Source organism: Vibrio lentus (genome assembly GCF_030409755.1).
Taxonomy (GTDB): domain Bacteria; phylum Pseudomonadota; class Gammaproteobacteria; order Enterobacterales; family Vibrionaceae; genus Vibrio; species Vibrio lentus.
Map to the genome: position 1 here is coordinate 928,303 of NZ_JAUFQE010000002.1, position 19,821 is coordinate 948,123.

Consider the following 19,821-nt stretch of genomic DNA (forward strand, 5'->3'; position numbering starts at 1 on the left):
ACTACATGTACTTAAATTGCTAAGTAAGTCACTGGAATATCGGGGTTAATCGCTTCCAACGTCGATTGAGTATCCGCTAAGTGGCTAATGCTGCCATCCGCGATTTCAACCAAGGCTGCGTTTTCAATCTGTTCGAAATCGAAGCCAGCCAATTTCAGTTGAACAAGTGCGACTTGTAGTGGCGGTAGGCTCGGGTTGAATGCTGCGTTTTCTGCGTATGCACCCGTTAAGATTTCGCCAGTTGTTAACTGTAGTGAAACGCCGCTTAGATTTTTAGTATATGGCGCATGGCTACGGTTTAATGCTGCTAGTGCGCTTACCACAACAGGGCTGGTTTCTTCTGACGTGTACTGGTGATCCAGCTTAGTCATTAGGCCAGTAGTAATACCCAAATCAGCAGGGCCGAAAGAGTCAGGTAGGTATTCTTGCAATGACATTTCATCACGCTGTGGTAATTGAACTTTAAGTTCTTTTGCCGTCGTCAGTTCGTTCATGAATTGGCGACAGTGACCACAAGGGCTGAAGTTGATCGTGATATCAGAAAGGCCTTCTTCACCCTTCATCCATGCATGGCTGATGGCTGATTGTTCAGCATGAACCGTTTGACCAAGTTGTGCACCGGCAATTTCCAAATTTGCACCGAAGTACAAGCGACCAGATAGGCCACGCACGATGGCACCAACATAGAATTCAGAAAGCGGCGCATAAGAGTATGCTGCTGCGATTGGCAGTAAAGCTAGGCGAGCTTCTTTATCAGAAAGGCCGCTTGCATCCAACAAGCATTGAAACTGCTCTTTAGAGATAGTGGCGTCAAAGTTGTCTGCTAATACGATGTCACTCAAAAGCGCTTTCATTGATGTTGGAGCACTTTCCAGCGCCAGGGTAATACGACTGTTCATGTTGAATCCTTAATTGACCTTAGGCTTTAATTCTATGCAATGCTCAGGATTTTTCTGTGACAATGATCACTATTGCTTTGTTTTTGTTACATTGGTTTGCATAATTAGAGTGAAGTCACAGATGAAATCGATTGCAACGACAAAAACTACCATTGATATCGCACTTATTGCTTGAAATTGAGTTTAGTTTGTCTCGTATTGATGAATAAATGAGAGAAAAAAGCCCAAGCTATCACTGAAATAATCAGGTTATGCTTGGGCTTATTGATATCTGTAACGCTTAAAAGTCGCGAACCAGTGAGTTTAGCTATTTACCAACTCATCTATTAGAGCACGTATAAACCGTAATCAAAGTGGTTAAGAATAGAACCAAACTACAAGCGAAAATATACTCGGTGCGATAATCGAGGTAATGACGCCACAGAGAACAAGCGCTAGAGAACTGAATGCCGCATCTTCTTGGTTCTTTTCAGCACATGTCGCAGTGCCTAATGCGTGAGATACCGTGCCCATGGTTAACCCTCTGGCGATCGGGCTCTTAATGCCAATCAGGTTATAGATTGGGTAAGCAAAAATAGCCCCAAACAGACCAACAATCAAAACGAGAATCGCAGCAATAGCCGCTTCACCACCTAAATGGCTTGAGACTTCCATTGCGATAGGTGTGGTGACCGATTTACCCAGTAGGCTGGCAATTAGGCTTAAGTCTGCTTTAAAGGCGACCGCAATCAATGCTGTTGTTGTCATCGACATCACACTGCCCAGCGTGCAAGCAAAGGTGATGATGCGCCAGTTCGCTCGAATTTGAGGTAACTGTTCATATAGCGGATAAGCAAGCGCCACAACCGCAGGCTGAAGCATGTAAGTAATCCAAGTGTTGTCTGCGTAGTAGGTCTCGAAAGGGACCTTGAAGAACAACAGAATAGGAATAATGATGCCAATGCTGATCAGTAAAGGGTTGCACAGCGGTGAGTTCACTTTCTGGCTTACCCAGCGAGCAAATAGAAACACGACAATAGTGAGTAGAATCCACATGATTATTTACCTCTCGAAAGCAAGCGGTCTAAGAACCATGATAGAGACACCAATACGATCAGCGTTCCGCCAACTGCACTTGCCATAATTGGTAGTGCATTGGCGATAAGCATGTCGAAGTGATCCATTAATCCAACACTGATTGGGACGAACAATAAGATCATCAAACGAATAATCAGACTGGCTCCGGGCTGTACCCAATGTGAAGGGACGATACCTATCACCATGGCAGTAAATAGGATCAACATGCCAAAGATACTGCCTGGGATAGAGGTCTCTAGATATTGTTGTAACGCGTTGCCTGCAGTGAGAGCACCTATGATTAAGGTGAAGGAGATTAAGCAGTAAACGAGTTTGATCAATCTTTCTTTCAAAGTGTCACATCTCTTGATAATGAATTAACTAGCTAACTTTTCTACGTACTGATAAACCGCTTTCAAGATAGCCATTTTCTTCTCGTCGCTTTCATGTTCATGCGCGAGGTTTTCGAGGTTCAACATATAATCCTCTAAACGACTCTCATAATACTCACGACAGTGGTTAGCCCACTTAAGTTGTTCAGCTTCGTCTAGCGTCCATGGGAAATGGCGAGCGCGGTAACGGAACAACAAAGGCTTAATACGTTCGTCACTAAAAGTGATGCCCAGTGCTGCCAAGTTATTTGGGTCAGTTTCGCGAATGATGTTCATCGCGGTCTTGTCAGCTGGTGAAAAGAAGCCGTCGTAAAGGTGTGTGTCTACGTCATTGCTTTTCTCGTATTCACGCTCTTGTGAATATAAACCGATCAGCTTTTCACGGATCTCTGGATGTTCACGTAATAGGGCTAGATTCTTCAAACACTGTTGACGATCGATACCGATCGTTTCAGCATTTTCAGCAGTGAGCGTTTTTGCTGGCGCGAGAATAGGGCACTTGTTGAGTTGTACCAGTTTGATTGGTACTGGCAGTTCGTCTTCAGCAAGCTCACTGCGCTTGGTATAAAGCCTTTCTCTTAGTTCATCAGCATCCATTTCCAGTAAAGGACTTGGGTCTTTCGCTAGGTCGACCACGATAACTGCGTTTTGGTTAGTCGGATGCCACGCCATAGGCACCACCCAGCTTGTGTAATTACAATCACGACCGAACATGCCAGAAACGTGCATTAAAGGCGTCATGTTTACGATGTCGACTAAATCGTTCAACTTGCGCTTATGACGCATGTTGTAGAGGTAATCAAACATCTTAGGCTGTGCGGCCTTTAACTTCTTAGCCAGTTCGATAGTCGCAATAACATCAGCCATCGCGTCGTGCGCATTTTCGTGTTCGATGCCGTTTGCCACAGATAGGTGTTCCAGTTTGAAACTTGGAAAACCTTCATCGTTCGTTGGCCAGTTAATACCTTCAGGGCGCAGTGCATGAACCGCACGCATCACATCCAGTAAATCCCAACGTGAATTGCCGTTCTGCCAGCTCCACGCATATGGGTCGATAAAGTTACGGTAACAGGTATATCGCGTTACTTCGTCATCGAATCGAATGCTGTTATAGCCAAGGCTCGTCGTATTTGGCTTAGCAAGCTCGGCATGAATCTTAGCGATAAACTCAGGCTCGGGTAGGCCTTGAGACATGGCTTTTTGAGGTGTAATACGGGTTATTAATGCAGCTTCAGGTCCAGGCAGATAATCAGCAGGAGGTTGGCAGTAGATAACCAAAGGCTCTCCGATAATATTGAAATCTTGGTCGGTACGAACACCGGCGAACTGACTCGGGCGATCTTTCGCTGGGCTAACGCCCCATGTTTCGTAATCGAAAAAGAAGTAGGTCGACTGATTATCTGAACTCATTGAATTTCCTGAACAGCAAGCGGGAGCCGTTTACTGTGGCTGAAGGTTAGTTTTGTTCAGTATCTGATAGTATGCGGTACGCGTGCAACCCAGATCATAAATAAATTGCCGTAAAACGGTGGTTTACTATTCAATCGAGTCGATAGGTGTGCTTTTAAATCCAATTGTGACTGTTTCTTAGCGACGATTCTGTCTGTTTGCCTCTTTCGAGCACCTTACCTGTTGGTCTTAATGAATTGGGTTTACAGGTACCGCGAACGATCTTGTTTACGTTTTGCTTTAGCGGAAGTGGTTAGAGGCACCCTGATTATCTCTGTATTGATGTTTCAATTGCTGCATCTACCTGTCGAGCGCTCCGCCCAGAAAGGCGCTCATCTACTATATAATCCTCTTAGCCTTAATTAATTTCTGGGTATTTATGAGTGTAGAAATTAACTTAATTGGTGAGTTCTACTTGTCTCATTTTTAATACTTTATAGGCGCCTTGTTTTAATTGGGTAATAAAAGGATTGGTAATATTTCATTTTTATTACAGATTGAGGTCAATGCTGATCTGTTTCACTTTTGAGACTATATTGCAACACGATGATCTATATAATAATTAACCTTAATTAAATAAGTGTTTATTGTTCCCCTTTATGTTTGGTTATTTTAATGGAATTATCTTTCATGAAAAATAATGGCGTACAAAAATAAAGGAATTAAATGTAAAACCAGTTTTATATCTATTTGGTGGAATTATTTAAATACCACTATTTTTGCTAGTGTTATTTGTGTCAATTTGCGTGATCTTATTCTCACTGCGCCTCATTTCTTTATAAATTAGTGTCAATGTATATATTTTATAAATAGGATTGCTGTTACTTAATTGTTAACTCTGATTAACTATTAGGTAACCCTAATAATAAAGCCGATTTTATATAAAGGATTAAAGAAATGAACAAAATTTTTAAGGTTGTTGCTGTCTCTGCACTTTCTATCTCTTCAGCGAACGTTTTCGCTGTGAGTGACACTTTTGATGCAACACTAGAAGTAAAACAAGCAATTACGATGACAAAAACAAGTGATCTTGACTTTGGTATCATCACTTCAGATAACACAACAGATGTTGTTATCGCTCAAGGTGATGCAGGAGCTGCGGCATTTACTCTTTCTGGAGAGTCTGGTGATGCAGTAACAGTAAGTATTTCTGATACTAACTTAGTTAACGGTGTAAATACGATTGCAGCAGAATTCGACTTTAATAACGCTATTACTCTTACTGGTGGTAGTGCGGATCTTAATATTGGTGGCACAGCACGTACTTCAAGTGCAACATTAGTTGCTGGTACTTATACTGCAAACGTTGCAGTAGATGTTACTTACCAGTAATTGATATAAAACAAGTCTAATAATAGCGACTGCTATTTATCAGTCGCTTTTACTATGAAACTATTTTTAAAACATTCCCTTTGTACTGCCATCATGGTTTTTTCTTTTTCATTATATGCATTAGAAATTATTCCAGAAAATATGGAAGTAAAATTTCCAGGTATGTATATCTCTGGATCTGGACAAAATGCCGATGCTAACCCAGCAAATAGCCAGGTTTATGTCGTCCGTTTTTATGTTGAAGGAGAGCCAGGGAAAAAAATTGTGGTTTCTCTTCCTTCAAAGCAATACCTCAACCATTCTCGTAAATCCAAGCGGCTTCGTATTCGGAAGTTCTATTTTGGTTGTGGGTTATCAAAACGAGGCCGAGCCAAAATAAAAGGCAACGGCAGAACCAAATTATTGTGTATTGGTGCAAAAGTTAAAATTGGCGCTAATCATCCTGCCGGTGTTTATACCAGTACTATCCCCTTTGAGGTTAATTATAAATGAAGTTGTTTATCTCATGCGTTTTCGGCTTACTTTTCACCGCTCAAGCCTATGCTCAACTCCTGATCGCTCCGACTCGTTTTGTTCTTGATGCTGATACGTCGGTAACGGAAAAGATTGTTGTCGAAAATAACTCCGATCAACCCATTCGTTTGGAGATAAAGCCGATTTACCGTCCTGTAAAGGCCAGTGGCTTGGTGCGCACTGATACGAGTGTGACCCAGTCAGAGAACATCGCGAACTGGATTAAAGTATCGCCCCCAATTATTCGTGAGTTGAAGCCAAATCAACGACGTACGGTTCGTTTACGAATGACAGCATTGCCAGCAGATATGCCTGACGGCGAATATCGTGCGTATTTGTGGTTTTCTCCTATCGCCAAAGCGAAAGACTTATCGGAAGTCGACTTGTCGGGAAAGGCTAAATCGAATAATGGTTCGGCTTTTGAGCTTAACTTCCACATCAACAGCTATGTGCCTGTTTATGTTCAGAAAGGGGAGCCAGTACAAGACGTTAAGTATCACTGTGATGATCAAAGCATTACGATTCGCAATGACGGTAACTTCCAGTTCAATGCCAAACTGAACGTTGATGACCATATTGAAAAAGTCGTGTTGCTCCGCAATGCTGAACTGACTAAACCTTTACAAAAAGGGTCAAAGGTCTCGTTAGTTCAAAACGAAAACTCGTTGTTCGAATGCGTTTTGTAGCGAGAGTGCAGACGACTCAAGCAAAGTAAAATGCTTAGACGTGTGGTTTGGTATGCCCTGTTGTTGTTCTTTTTGTCTCTGTCTCTGGCGGCGCATTCAGAAGTGAGCCCAGAGCCGAGTGAACTGTATCCTGCTCATATCGAAGTGCGCGTTGGTCGAGTTGGAGATAGCTTCTACCGTGTCATGATGGACGACTACGAAGAGCCCTTTATCTCCATCTCAAACGCTGCGTTTTCATTGTTGGAAATGAACGGTCAATGTGATGAAAGCGGGTACTGCGAAATCTATCTGCCGCAAGATGTCGGCAGAGAATCCCCTCCGTATATTGTCGATACTGAGCAAGCTATCTGCTATCGCGATGAAAACAATATTCAGTCGATTAAATATGAAGTGATTGACTCAGAAACCTACATTCATTGGTACAGTTTACAAGCGTGTATTCCGGCCAAAGTGCGCTGGGATATTGATGATTATCGGCTAACCGTCTCTCCTGAATTTAGCTCATTGACAGAGTTAGAGACGGTTATCTCTAAGATGAAAAATGAATCACGGCAGAAAGCTGAAGCGTTAAAGCGTGCGGGAAATATCCCGGCGATTGAACCTCAGGCTACAGTAGGTTTGGCGACTCGAATCGCTACTTCTGTTTATCATGACAGCGAAACTGGCGGTGATCTTTACGCCATTTCCGATACCATCCTAACGACCGAGAACTCGGTATCTCGATTGTCTATAGACTCACGAGAAGATAACCCCATCGTTTACTACAATATTGCGGTAGAAGCTCATGAAGGTGAAGGCTCTTTAGAAATAGGTCATGTGTTGTTGGATGGCAGCGTTTTTACCGTCAATCAAACATTGGAAGACGGCCTTTATTACACTAATCGAAAGCGACAACCTGAGTTTGGTAACCTGCAATTAGAACGTACCACCCAGCCTAATATTAGTATTGATGTGTTGGTGAATGGCATCTATCAAACCACGTATCGCTCCGATGAATTTGGCCGTTTTGTTGTTGAAGAAGACAACATCTCACCCGGTGACACCATCAAGTTTCGTTACTATCTATCAAAGGGAGTTTGGAGAGAAGAAGAGATCACGGTTGCAGGTTTAGAAGATGCCTTTCTTCCGAGTAACGAGTGGGGTGTTCAAGTTGTCGGGAATGAAGGGGCAGATCGAGCAGGTGCCGTGTCTTTGGAGTATGGACTCGCGGATTACTTCACCGTAGGCAGTGCCTTTATGAGACAAGACGGTAAGGACCTGATTGGCTTTCAGGGACGATACTTGCCCACCCATTGGTTTGCAGGTCACATCGGTTGGTTACCTGATTTCGACCGCTTTCCAATGGAGTTTGATATCTTGTTGGGAAGCGACCAATCCGCTTCGATAGAGCTCAATAAAACTGATGAATTAGATTTGGAGTCGATGGAGTACCACGTCTTCAAATATAATCTGTCTCTAGCCAACCTAACGGCATTTTTGACGGTGAGAGATGACGAGAAAGAATTGAGTGTCGAGCCCAAGTTTAACACCAAGGTATCTCCCAACTTATTTCTCTCTTATGCTGGCGACTATCGTTATATCAAGAGCTCCCATAAAGACGATTATCTACACACAATAGGGTTAGCCAAGAGCGGTTTTTCAGACACCTCTTGGAATGTATCGGGCACAGTGAATGGTTCTGGACACCATGAACGAACCGAGTTTTCGTTAAGGAACGCGTGCAAAGAGTGCATATTAGACCCACTTAATGCTTTTCAAGAACTTACGACCAATGTATCCGCAAGATATCAAAAGCAAGAGGTGTCATTTTCGGCTTCTCTAGAAGCGCGTGTGAACCCTTATCTGCTCTTTAAATTGGAAGGAAACGAAGACCGTTATAGTGTGGAGGTGAGCACTGAATTTGGCGCGAAAACCTATTTTGATAAGAACATAGGCGAGTTCGTTGAGTGGAATAAATACAATCATTCTAAGCTGACGGGAATTGTTTATGATCACCACAAGCAGCCTATCGCGGGTGTGAGCTTACAAATACTGGACCAACGTGCGGTGAGCGATTCAAAAGGGCGCTTCGAATTCTCAAGTGTTCCCGCGCGCGACAATCTGCCTATCTATATCGATGAAGGTGCGCTTGACCTTAACTTAACGCCCATTCAAAACCCTGTATTTGTGAATACTAAACAAGTCGGGTTGACCCATGCTCATATCGAAATGGTAGTGTCATTTGGCGTTGATGGCACAGTAGAGGGAACGCTGGAAGATAACGCATATTTACACTTCAAACACATACAAAAAGGCACGGAATATTCGAGTGAAATCGAAAGCGATGGATTCTATATGGTAGAAGGGCTCATCGCGGGTAAGTATATTGTCACCTTAGAGATGGGCGACAAAAGATACGTGCAAGGTGCCGACTTGGACGGTGACTTTTGGGTAAGCGATCTTACATTCAATCTCATCGACTTCCATAAGGTGTATTAGCACTCATCAATCTACTTAATCAGAGGGAGGCGAGAGGATAAACCTCAGCTTTTGCTTGATCGTCAGTTCTTGGCTTTGCATCGCTTTGAACAAGCCTCTCCATTCCTGAAAGGTCACCGTTATCGGGTTAAAACTGTTTACGGGTTTGGTGACGCCGTAACGCACGATTTCAACCTCAGGTTCGAAGGTACCGAATAGCTTGTCCCAGATGATAAGAACACCAGCGTAGTTTTTATCGATGTATTGCGGGTTTCTGCCGTGATGTACACGGTGGTGAGAGGGTGTGTTGAAGAGGTATTCCAATGGTCCTAAGCTTCGTACCCATTGAGTATGTACAAAGAACTGCAACCCTAAATTTAAAAGCACCACAAATATCACCCATTTAGGGTCAAAGCCTATGATGACTAAAGGCACCCAAAATAACCACATGCCTGCAAATGGGTACATTAAACTCTGACGGAAAGCCGTACTGAAGTTCATGTTTTCTGAACTATGGTGTGCCACGTGTGCCGCCCACATCCAGCGAACGCGGTGGCTTGCCCTGTGAAACCAATAATAGAAAAAATCTTGCAGAACCATCAGTACGATAAAGCTGATCACACCCATTTCGATATCCATTAAGTGCCAGCCGAATAACCAAAGATACAGTTGAACAATCAGTAATCCGGTTAACAAATCGGAGAGCTGGTGCATACCCGCCAACGTAAAGTTACAGAGCACTTCAGACAATTTATAACTCGAATTGTCGGGTAATCGACCTTGCTTCTGGCCAATAAAATACTCGGCCAACATACAAAGCAGAAACAAGGGAGCCAACACAAGCAGTAGCCATTCTGGGTGATTGATCAGTGAGTCGATATCCATTTCCTGTTCCTGTTCCTTTTTTGTTTTTGCTTCGTGACTAGGCGCGCTACCAGCGTGCGAAATGATCTTCAGTAAGACCAAGCACATTCTCTAGCTGATGGATGATCCCGTCGTTGTCTTGAATTGAACCTGAAAAGTGGCCGATGAACTGTCGGAAGTTACTTTTAAGTACCCATAAATTGACCTTTTCACTGCGTTGGTTAACAGGGGTAAACGTCAGGTTGATGCGCCCATCTTGCGATGTGATTGTCCAAGGGTGGTCGATATCATCTCGGTTAAACATAAAGTGCACGGGGTTAAGTAGGTGTCTAGAGCCATCAACCCACAATACGTTCTCGCAAATACCGGTTTCGTTCACGCCTGCCGCGAGGTTTAAGGCAATACTTTTCTGATCGGTAAGTGAATTAATGCTTGCCCAGCGCCAACTGGTTTCACGCCTCATGTATCCAGCGGAAAAATCATACCCTGCAAGTGCTTGGTTTAGGTCGATGATATTTCCTTTGGCTTCGATATGCCCAGATACAGCTAAGGCATTGTGTTTTTGGGTGAACGTCCAACCTGAGTATCCCGTTGGGCTGCACATTGCCATCGGAAGGCTGTTAGCTGGCGGAGTGAATCTGACATCCGCATTGATGATTTTTGTTTTGAGTCGCAGGTGCCATTCGCCATCGTGAATTTCAAACACAATGCTTTGCCCTGCGATGTGTGTGATGCCTTGAAACGGTGAAGAGGTCACTTGTTTATCTAGGCTCAAAGGGCGTAGCCATGAACACTCTTCAAGTTGGTTGTTTTCGATGTCGTATAGATAAACAAAGGCTGAGCCTAGATAACGAATATCTGCAATGGCGACACCAATGATATGAGTAGGTGTAACGATACTGACAAACTGAAATTGTTTATAGTGGAAGTGCCTTTGCCATGCGTTGGCTTTGGTATCCATGGAGTTTCGGTAGTCGAACTGTTCAATGTTAAGAGCGTGAGGAATGCCGTCAAAGTGCCCAATAATGGGCTGACCATTTGTGTCAATAATGCTATCTGGGGCTGGTTGAGTCTGTATCATGGCTCGCTCGTTTACATAACGTTAACAATTGGTGTTATTGTGTCGTTAGAACGATTTAATTGGGAGGTCATTTCCGGACAAAGGTGAATCTTCCATCACGGTTTTATGCATGTCGGTTAGTTATGATTAGTGAACACAAAGTGAAAGCACATAGGGAGCGTGGGGTGGACATTCTCGCTGAGTACATGCCAACAGAGCATCGACATCAATTGGGCACTTTGGATGTCGTACTATTGTTGAACACCTTAGAGCGGAGAGGTGTTGATGTTGAACAACTGTTGATTGGTGCGGGCTTATCTGGTTTGGACTTACGAGACCCGAATGGAAAGTTGACCTACGCTGACAAACTCTCACTGTTCAGCATTGCCAATCAACACTTTCCTGATGACGGGTTGGGCTTATGGCTCGGAGAGCATGCAAGCTTGAGCCACTTTGGTGTGTTGGGCTATGCGCTGTCGACCAGTCAAGATGTAGCAGAGGCCATCAAATCAGGCTTCAAATATCTGCGTTTAAATGGGCCGATATTTTCCGTCAAGTTGCTTGTAGATTCGGATCTGGCGGCGATTCAAATTGAAAATACGTTAGAGGTGGGCGACTTGCTGCCTTTTTGTAGTGAGTATTTTCTCAGCTCTGTTGTGTCTCTGTTTAAAGAACTGACCGGAGAGCCACTTTCAATAAACCAATTGTCGTTACCTTATGCGCCACCCAATTACGCAGAGCGATATCAAAGCCGTTTCGATTGCCCTGTGCATTTCAAGCAAAGGATGTGTGAGCTGCGCTTTGATGCTTCCGTTTTACCGCAACCTTTGCTGACTCACGATGCGACGACGTTAAAACGCTACCTTGCTTCTTGTCAGTCGATAGTTGAGACATTGGATTCTGAGCATCTACTGACAAATCAGATCAAAACGATCTTCTATCAAACCGCGGCCAGTGTCCCCAGTATTGAACAACTTGCTTACGAGTTCGGCTGTAGCTCTCGAACATTAAGACGAGACCTAACCACTCAAGGTTCGAGTTATCAAACACTACTTACCGAGGTTCGCGTCGAGTTAGCCAAAGAGCTGTTACTCGGCACAGCAATGAGCATCGATGAAATTGGCGAAAGGCTAGGGTATAGCGACCCCGCCAATTTCAGACGAGCATTCAAAAGCTGGCTAAATAAAACACCGGCGCAGTTTCGCAACGGTCTCAGTTAATCTGGTTATAACTATTGTCTCTCTTTATTTCTTAAAGAACTGCTCACGAAATTCAGTTATTTGTTGTTGGTAATAACTGTCCCATTCCTGAGTATCCCAATTAGCATGACTTGCAGAGCGTTGAGAATCTAAGCTCGATTTTAATTGATCAAGTTGGTCGTGATACGTCATCACCGTCTGCTGTTGTTGAGCCACTTGTTGTTCACGCACAGCGATATAATCGGCCTGTTCGGCATCTAAATATGCATCTTGAAGTTCAGCCTTGATCGTCGCTAACTCAACAGAGCTGTAGCTGTTTGGCAGTAATGAAACAGCAAGCTCGTATTTTTGAGCCGGAGTCTCTGCATTTAATGTTCCTGTTTTACTTTCCCATTCCGAGATCAAACCTTGGTAGTGCAAGACAAACTCAGTGGGCTCAACTTCCTCAAGCGTGTTTGCTTTGAGCGTAAAGTCCAGATGCGCAAATTGATCGGCAAATAGCTGGTGGGCTAACTCTCCCCAAATCTCTTGTGCAGACTGCTTAAACAGCTCAACACGCGCTTCCAAAGAGTCAACGGATTCAAGTTGAATTGTGCTTTCCATTACTTGCCAATCAGTAGATAGCTTGGGGTAATCACTTAATAGTTCAAACCATTCTATCGGTAATTTAGATTTCAACTGCGCGAGTTGTTCAGTGCAATTGCCCACTTGTTGGCAAAGCGTCCAAAACTTATCGAGTTCATTCAGCAGCGATTTACCTTCAAGTTCAATTAGGTCTTCTGCATATACTTTTCCGTGCAGGTTTTCAGTTTGGACTTGTTTACCTTGCGAAACGCGATTGTCTGAAACGCTTGTCGTCTTTGATGTGGGACCATTGTCATCAGCCGTTTTAGAAACGCGCTTTTTTGCTTCTGTGTGTTGAACAGAAGATTGCGGTGTTTCAATTGATTTTGATGACCATGAGTAGCCAACAATGCTCGTCACAGCGACGAGCATTAGGATTAATATAACTCGATGCATTATCCGTTCACCGCGCTACTTGATGACAGCACTAACAGGGAAGTGGTCTGAAAGGTTGTAGTGCTTCCATAATTCACTGCTGGTTGAGCGAGGAACATCAACGCGGTTATTGTTGTGAGTTTTTTGTGCGTACTCTGAACTCACCACCACGTAATCCAAGTATTCGACGTTCTCACCACCCGACATAGGTTCACCCGCAAAGTTGTTGATGCGTGGGTCAAAGGTAGAAGCGGTATAACCTGAATATTCAGGCTCAGCGGCTTGCAGGTTAGCGAACATGTGTTGGTAGTCGTCTGGGAACTTCAGCTTGTTCACGTTGAAGTCGCCGCTGTAAATAACCGTCTCTGAAGTTGGTATTTCCAGTGATTGAGCAAGCTGACGCATCTGTTTAAATTGGCGCTGTCGGTAGTCACGAGCGGTATCGGTATCAAATGATGCCGTGTGAGTACCAAACACGTGGTAAGCCTGGCCGTTTTTGATGACTTCAGCGTAATTCACGCCTTTGTCTGCGAAGCAGTCCGTTCCGGTGCAATCAGGAAAAACGTACTGTGCTTCGTTGACGATTGGGTAACGGCTCACAATGATCACGCCGCCGTCATAGATGTTGATGCCATCTTTATCGATCATCTTGGTTTGGTAAGGATACTCTTTCGCTAGTTCACGCAGGAACTCATCTCGTCCGTTGGCAAACACTTCTTGAAGCGCTAACACGTCGTAGCCCTTAACGTATTGAGGGATGAGGTCGTAACGATCGCCGATGTGCGAAGCGATAGCGGGTAGAGCCCAAATGTTGTAGGTCATCACTTTCAATGTGTTGGCATCTGGCTCTGGTTGCTCATCCACTTTTTGTGGGGTGATGGTGTAGTAAATATCATCGTAGCGAGCGGTGTTATCAGCTTTGAAGGCAAGTTCCGTATTCACATCAAAAGCGTCGGTTGAATTACGGTGAATATTACGATCATCATGCAGTGTTAAGTCGACGTCTGCTGTGCTCAAACCGTGTTGCAGTGTTGAGTTGTACCAATGTCCTTCCATGGTTTGATTAAGTGTGACGCTCTCCCCAAGAGAATTTGAGACTACTGTGTCAAACTCATATGTCTTACCGGACTTCACGCCTGTCCAGCGGTTGAAACTGATCAGCTTTTTGGTTTCCCACGGGCCAATTTGTTCAACATGTTGCTGCCACTCATCACCGAACTGAAGTAGGTCGGTACCAGTATGATTGGTTTGAATCGTCATCACTTGGTTGGTGTTGTTGGTCAGGTACACATCGGTATCTGCAATAGCCGAGGTTGAGATGAATGAAGCTGATGCAAGTAATGCACTCAGGCAAGTCCATTGAGTTTTCATTTTCACGTTATCCTTACTGATTGGTTTAAAGAATAACGTAGTAAAGAGTTATGACATTGGAGTTATAACTCTATCAGAATTGTCCAAATATTAGATATATGCCATGGTTTTATAAATTCGATTACTCATTGATAATTAACATATTGCTTTGTCGGAATGATAAGTGATACGCGCGCACGCTAACAAACAGAGGAACGATTTGGATTTGAGGCTAAGTCACTAGTGGTGTGTTTTCGTGGAAATCATAGGTCGGGAAATAACCAGAAATGGATGCTGTGAATAACGATAAGGGATAACGCTAACCGCCTTGCTCTATCAGCATAAATTTTGCCATTGTTCAGTAAACAGATTCCTCAAAAACAGGTATGATAGTGTCGTTTTTAATCCTGAACTGGGAAAGTCATGGCAAAGTTAACACTCCAAGAGCAAATGCTTAAAGCTGGCTTGGTAAATGAGAAAAAATTAAAGAAGGCGAAGAAGGGCTCTAAAAAGTCTCGCGTTCAGTCTCGTGAAGCAAAAGCGGCAGCAGAAGAAACTAAACTGGCGCAGCAAGCGAAAGACAAAGAATTAAACCAACAGTTGAAAGAACAGCAGTTGAGCAAAGAAATTAAAGCTCAAGTGAAGCAACTGATTGAGATGAACAAGATCGAACAGAAGAATGGTGAGATCAAATACAACTTCACCGATGGTACGCTAGTTAAATATCTTTACGTAGAAGATCTGACTCAAAAGCAACTAAGTAAAGGTATTCTAAGTATCGCGCGTCAAGGCGAAAGCTATGTTGTTATCCCTACTGCGGTAGCGAACAAGATCGCGATGCGTGACGAAGAATCTATCGTTGATACTCAAGCTTCAAGCTCAGATGAAGTAGACGAAGATGACCCGTACAAAGACTTCGTGATCCCAGATGATCTAATGTGGTAGTCCTCGACTAAACCATTATCTAATTCGTCAATTACTTGTGGCGTTGAAGAAGTATCAAAAGCCCCGATGTGTCTTACATCGGGGCTTTTTCAATGTTGGCAACTGCATAGAATTATTTATGGGCTCATCTGAACAGGTCGTGTCTCTCTATATTTGAGAAATAATTCATTGCCAGTGCCTCACTTACGACCGCTTTACTGGTAGGTAAGTAGGTTACCGACTAAGGCTTTGGCCTGCTAATCGGCAACAATGTCTGCGATGTCGAACGTTGAGTCTTGTTGGTTGTTTTTAAGCTGATGATATTCGAGCTGATATTGCTCATAGCCATCAAAATAGCAGTCGCCGATTTCATTGCGTGGGCAAATTTGTACATCGTCTCTTGCGACCAGTTCAGTTGAACAAGATGGGCAGTGTTTCATAGATCCTCCTGATGGAATCCCAGTGTATAACCGGCCCCATTAACTCAAACTTTTGTTTCGTTGTGATTTCATTTTTAAGTCACGCAACGGGTTTATTTGTCATAAACCAGCCCTTTGCTATTGTGGTTAATCACTAACAAAGGGCCAGTTGTATACGACGTTTATTGATTGCAAACTGGCTTTTTGAGCCTTTTTTATTGGATGCTACATATATTGAAGCGAGAGCGACTGCCACCTCCAAGCATTCTTACATTGTCTTTTCTTCCTAGCGATTTCCAGGCAGTGCTTTCTTCTGCGCTGAGGTTTGATGGTTGGTAATCCAAGTTAGCATATCGCGATACCACTACTTGTTTTTGCATGTTTTCTGAAAGATTGTCGATAATATTGGTTGTTACTTTGCCGTCAGAGTAGGCCATCACTAACACTTCGTCATTGTCTTCCAGTGCCGAGGTTAGGGCTGTTTGGTTGCCTTCGTTGTACTGAACATCTCGATAACCTTGTGTCTCGTCTGTTCTTTGACCGGAAATTGCTCGATACAGCAGGTTCTTTTTCCGTTTCTTTAGCGAGCCCAGTGGCGTTTCATTCGCGGCACTGTATAGGTTGACCACTTTGATGTCGTTCTGAGCTGCGTATTTCAAAATGGAACTTTGGTTACTAAGGCCTCTTCGTGTAAGCGCTGGCGAGTTTTGCAGGCTTTGAGAAAGGCGCTGTTCGGTAGCATCAACGATAACAATCGCTGGCTTGTTCCCTTCACTTAATGACTTTTGGAGTGCTTGTTTAACTTCTATATGAGCTTGCTTTCCTTCTACGGTATCCCATTTAGGGGCATGCTGAGGTGTTGCAGATGGTCTAGTTTCAAGGGCATAGGGTTGATAGTCGTAGTGCTCTTTGGGCCAATAAGTATTGCGCTTCGCTTTTCCTAGATCATCAGCCAAATGAAACTCGCTCACTACTTTTTCATTTTTTAAATACGCCTTAGCCTTTTCTTGTCCCAGTGCTTTCCAATGGAAATACATATCTTCGCGAAGGTTGATCATTGATTGTCTGGCACTACTGATTTCCGTTACAGGATCTCGCCCATTTTCAGCATTGTTGTAGTGTGTAATTCCTGTCGTTTGGTACTCATAATTCGGAATGACATATTCTGTGATTTGGTTGGTGTCGGGATGTCGATGAGACAAAGGTGTATTGCCTTGTGGAACAGCGCCAGAAGCAAAGTCTCGAGCGTGGATGAGCTCATGTCCTAAAGCGACAGTTTGATCAAATGGTGTGTTCTTTCCTGGAATGTTAACCATTTCTGTGGTGGAGAAGAGTATTGTATTCGATACACCTTTACCATTGAATTGTCGTTGCCATGCCAGTGAAGCTTTTTGTTGATCTTCGAATATCGAAGGTACTGTCTCGAATAGTCGGCCTGGGCCTTCAGGCTCCCTGATCACAGTGACAACAGTGGCCTTTGATTGATCGACTCCAACCGTATGTTCAACTAGCGGTTCAACAGCATCATCGGGTGCATTTACTGGTTCGTAGGTCGCGATTTGTCGCAAAATCTCACGCCCTGTTGGCGATAGTTGCAGGTTGCGAATTAACACGCTCATGTCTGCAAGGTAGGCGTCACTCTTGGTTTGCACGTATAGATTTCTGGACATGCGATAGAGGTTTCCATAAGCCGTGGAATTGTATCCTTCGATGACTTTTACGCCGTCTGGATCATCATAAAAGAGTCCAAATTCAGAACCTTTTCCAGCAAATGTACCGCTTGAATTAATGAGTAGCATCAAGGTCAAAAGGGATAGTGTAATTTTATGTTTCATAGACTTATTCCTCTAATGCCAATTGAACTTCAATCCAATCTTCTAGCTCTCTAAGCAACATATGGTTGATGTGTGGAAGCATGGTAAAGTCATCCTCCTTAACGATGGCTCCTAGTTGCGTTACTGCCGTTTGAATATCTCCTTGGCTTAACGTGTTCTTGATATCAGCAAGGTGTGACCAAATCTGATGGGTTGAGATTTCGCCAACTTGAAACGCAATGGTGTCTTGATGGTCTTGTGATAGATAGCTCAAATGCAGAGGTGATAGCGTGCTGTTGAACAGTTGATGTTTACTGTTGGTTGATATATTTGATTCTGACTGCTGATGCTGTGCTATTTGAAGATAGAGAGAAAGATCGCCCAATAAATACTGAAGTTGGTTGGCACTTGTCGCCTTCATAGCCTTTTCCGTTATGCTGTCAATAGCGCTTTGAAAGTTTCGCTCAAAGTGAGCGCTAGGTTGCGACATCACGTTATCGAGTATGTCTGCCATTTGAGGGGCATAAAACCTAAGGTTTGCTGCAGAGTAAACGCTAGGAAACGGTATCGAGTAATTGAGAGAGCGTATGTAAGACATTGAAATAGCCAGTTTGAATTGCGGCTGAATAAAGTATTTAAAAATTTCATATTGTTTGATTTGATCTAATACCCCACCACTTGGTCGTTCTGTTAGCAGCAGCTCGTACCAACGGCTAATCTGATACCAATTTGTACGATTGTCGGGGTTTGAACCGTCGATTCCTTTGCTTTCTAGATAATCCACTAAAGACGTTTGGTAGCTAAGAATCTCTATGTCAGTTAGCAGGGATAATTGCTGCTCAAACACCTGATTAGAGAGCTGGCCAGATATGTAGGCATTAGCAGTATTGATTAAGTGAGTTTTAAATAAGCCAGCTGGCCAACCATCAATAACTCTTGATGCAATATGCTCTTCGACATTAAGTTCAACCTTTTTTAGCAACACTTCTGATAACTCTGGGTCCTTTTTAGGGTGGTAAGTATCGTATAATGCACCAGAGTCTTTACACGCATCGACAGAGGCTTTAATGCCTCCTGGTACAATGGCAGGAACTCCCCAACATTCTCTGGCTGGGCGTATCAGTAAGGTAGCAGTTTTAAGTTGCTCTTCACTGAGATAATCAAGTCCCCAAACTTCGTTTGCATACTCTCTCAGTCCACTTTGCCTGACTTGAAATTCCAATGTGCTTCGGTTGATTTTGCTGTGTGTTATGATCGATGCGACGTGAGGTTTTGACCTTTCTATTAGCCTTTTAACTATGTTCATTCTGTGCGTGGATAGTCGGCGTAAAGCGATTTCAACGAGCTCTCTTTTCTTGCTATGTAATTTTAAAGCGAGCGCGTGGTAGTCATCTTCGTTTAGGTTATTAACTAAATTGTCAATGCGTAAGGGCCCTTCAGTGCGAATACAGCGTTCTAGTTCTGTTAAAGAGGAGCGAACGTTGTGGCATAGAGGTTGGTGCAGATTTGATTCAGGCGATACATGCGCGATAGATTTCAACATTTCTAAATCAATGCGTGCCATTTGCTTAGAAAGTTGCCTATCGTATGCAGCGGTCAGTCGGCGATATTCTGTGTCAGCTTCAAGAAGTAAGTGGTCGACATACATTTTGGCACTCTGTAATACGTGATTGTCGTATCTGTTAAGTAGAGTAATTGCGTCCTCTTTTTTGTGATGGAAGCGATAAAAATCTGGCGAGTGGTCACTAAACACGTAATGTGATTGACTTTCAAACTCTTCAATTTTTTCTTTCGCTGCGAAGTACTTAATATCATTCGACAATAGGTTTAACTCGTCACCAACGAGAGGAATGATGGAAAAAACAGAAGCGGCTTCATCAAGACGGGTAGAGGATTCCTGAGAAAATGTACTTACCATGTTGTCTAGCCAAAAGCCCACAGCGACCGCATCTCCAACTGGCCCTAAAACTTCCAGCGTAGAAGAGCCTGCTTTACCGAGGCGGTTGAATAGACTTTGTTCGCTTAGTGTACTTTCATAAGTTTGCGGGACGCTCGCGAGTGCTTGCTCTGTTTGTGGCCAAGCTGCCGAAAAAGAGTTTGTATGAGCGTCGTGTTCAAGTTCGCCTAGTGCAATGCCAAACTGTGGCTCTGAATAAACTTCGTTTCGAGCCCATGACGTTATTCGATTCTGATTAATCGCGTTTAATGATTGAATATCTTGGACGTCGTCACTAAGACAAAATGCGACGGATAAGGGGCTATACACAATGGCAACGAACCGCCATAAATGGATTTTTTTGGTCATATTTAGGTAGTGGCTTTCTTTGGTGGTTGGGAGGAAAAGCACTTCTCGAACAGTGTTCAAGGACGACAGAGGGAACCTGCCCAGAACAGTTGTTGATTAAGTG

The 19,821-nt window shown here is 43.6% G+C and carries 17 protein-coding genes; 6 read left to right on the plus strand and 11 right to left on the minus strand.

Annotated elements, in window-relative coordinates; translation table 11 throughout:
• Positions 1-11: 11 nt before the first annotated feature.
• The 4 genes from cdd to sbcB form a co-directional block, all read right to left on the minus strand.
• Positions 12-899, minus strand: a complete 888-nt coding sequence (gene cdd, locus QWZ07_RS12585; protein WP_192853114.1) for a cytidine deaminase — start codon at positions 897-899, stop codon at positions 12-14.
• 357 nt (positions 900-1,256) lie between these two features.
• Positions 1,257-1,934 carry an LrgB family protein gene (locus tag QWZ07_RS12590; protein ID WP_017104495.1) on the minus strand — a complete coding sequence of 226 codons (678 nt, stop codon included), beginning with the start codon at positions 1,932-1,934 and terminating at the stop codon, positions 1,257-1,259.
• A 2-nt stretch (positions 1,935-1,936) separates the two neighbouring features.
• Positions 1,937-2,308, minus strand: coding sequence for a CidA/LrgA family protein (locus QWZ07_RS12595; RefSeq protein ID WP_017080643.1), 372 nt, complete (start codon positions 2,306-2,308; stop codon positions 1,937-1,939).
• 24 nt (positions 2,309-2,332) lie between these two features.
• Positions 2,333-3,757, minus strand: a complete 1,425-nt coding sequence (gene sbcB / locus QWZ07_RS12600; RefSeq protein WP_192853115.1) for an exodeoxyribonuclease I — start codon at positions 3,755-3,757, stop codon at positions 2,333-2,335.
• Between the two features lie 936 nt (positions 3,758-4,693).
• On the opposite strand from sbcB, the gene QWZ07_RS12605 reads away from it, so the two are divergent.
• Genes QWZ07_RS12605 through QWZ07_RS12620 form a run of 4 tightly spaced genes read left to right on the plus strand, consistent with a single transcriptional unit; the run spans position 4,694 to position 8,805 of the window.
• Entirely contained in the window at positions 4,694-5,128 is a 435-nt protein-coding gene (locus QWZ07_RS12605) for a DUF4402 domain-containing protein (RefSeq protein ID WP_017104493.1), read from the plus strand.
• 54 nt (positions 5,129-5,182) lie between these two features.
• Positions 5,183-5,620, plus strand: coding sequence for a DUF4402 domain-containing protein (locus QWZ07_RS12610; protein ID WP_029223395.1), 438 nt, complete (start codon positions 5,183-5,185; stop codon positions 5,618-5,620).
• Positions 5,617-6,327, plus strand: coding sequence for a fimbrial biogenesis chaperone (locus tag QWZ07_RS12615; RefSeq protein WP_102384522.1), 711 nt, complete (start codon positions 5,617-5,619; stop codon positions 6,325-6,327). Before QWZ07_RS12610 ends, QWZ07_RS12615 begins: the two co-directional genes overlap by 4 nt.
• Before the next feature lie 30 nt (positions 6,328-6,357).
• Positions 6,358-8,805 (plus strand): carboxypeptidase-like regulatory domain-containing protein, encoded by a 2,448-nt coding sequence (locus tag QWZ07_RS12620; protein ID WP_192853116.1) that lies wholly within the window; start codon positions 6,358-6,360, stop codon positions 8,803-8,805.
• A 15-nt stretch (positions 8,806-8,820) separates the two neighbouring features.
• Here QWZ07_RS12620 and QWZ07_RS12625 read toward each other — a convergent pair whose 3' ends face one another.
• Positions 8,821-9,669 (minus strand): sterol desaturase family protein, encoded by an 849-nt coding sequence (locus QWZ07_RS12625; RefSeq protein ID WP_192853117.1) that lies wholly within the window; start codon positions 9,667-9,669, stop codon positions 8,821-8,823.
• Positions 9,670-9,715: 46 nt separating this feature from the next.
• Positions 9,716-10,729, minus strand: a complete 1,014-nt coding sequence (locus QWZ07_RS12630; RefSeq protein WP_192853118.1) for a DUF2804 domain-containing protein — start codon at positions 10,727-10,729, stop codon at positions 9,716-9,718.
• A 164-nt stretch (positions 10,730-10,893) separates the two neighbouring features.
• On the opposite strand from QWZ07_RS12630, the gene QWZ07_RS12635 reads away from it, so the two are divergent.
• Entirely contained in the window at positions 10,894-11,928 is a 1,035-nt protein-coding gene (locus QWZ07_RS12635; RefSeq protein WP_192853166.1) for an AraC family transcriptional regulator, read from the plus strand.
• A 24-nt stretch (positions 11,929-11,952) separates the two neighbouring features.
• On the opposite strand, the gene QWZ07_RS12640 is transcribed toward QWZ07_RS12635, so the two are convergent.
• Both QWZ07_RS12640 and QWZ07_RS12645 read right to left on the minus strand, forming a co-directional pair.
• Positions 11,953-12,903 (minus strand): chromosome partitioning protein ParA, encoded by a 951-nt coding sequence (locus QWZ07_RS12640; protein ID WP_192853167.1) that lies wholly within the window; start codon positions 12,901-12,903, stop codon positions 11,953-11,955.
• A 39-nt stretch (positions 12,904-12,942) separates the two neighbouring features.
• Positions 12,943-14,277 (minus strand): sphingomyelin phosphodiesterase, encoded by a 1,335-nt coding sequence (locus QWZ07_RS12645; protein ID WP_192853119.1) that lies wholly within the window; start codon positions 14,275-14,277, stop codon positions 12,943-12,945.
• A 402-nt stretch (positions 14,278-14,679) separates the two neighbouring features.
• On the opposite strand from QWZ07_RS12645, the gene QWZ07_RS12650 reads away from it, so the two are divergent.
• Positions 14,680-15,201 (plus strand): DUF2058 domain-containing protein, encoded by a 522-nt coding sequence (locus tag QWZ07_RS12650; RefSeq protein ID WP_004734880.1) that lies wholly within the window; start codon positions 14,680-14,682, stop codon positions 15,199-15,201.
• A 236-nt stretch (positions 15,202-15,437) separates the two neighbouring features.
• Here the strand turns inward: QWZ07_RS12650 and QWZ07_RS12655 are convergent, their stop codons facing one another.
• From QWZ07_RS12655 to QWZ07_RS12665, 3 genes are all read right to left on the minus strand, one after another.
• Positions 15,438-15,620: a hypothetical protein gene (locus tag QWZ07_RS12655; protein ID WP_017077989.1), complete on the minus strand. Its 183-nt coding sequence runs from the start codon at positions 15,618-15,620 to the stop codon at positions 15,438-15,440.
• Between the two features lie 194 nt (positions 15,621-15,814).
• Positions 15,815-17,434 carry a M91 family zinc metallopeptidase gene (locus tag QWZ07_RS12660; RefSeq protein ID WP_192853120.1) on the minus strand — a complete coding sequence of 540 codons (1,620 nt, stop codon included), beginning with the start codon at positions 17,432-17,434 and terminating at the stop codon, positions 15,815-15,817.
• A 4-nt stretch (positions 17,435-17,438) separates the two neighbouring features.
• A complete protein-coding gene (locus tag QWZ07_RS12665; RefSeq protein WP_192853121.1) occupies positions 17,439-19,718 on the minus strand; it encodes a hypothetical protein in 2,280 nt (759 codons plus the stop codon).
• Positions 19,719-19,821: the final 103 nt, after the last annotated feature.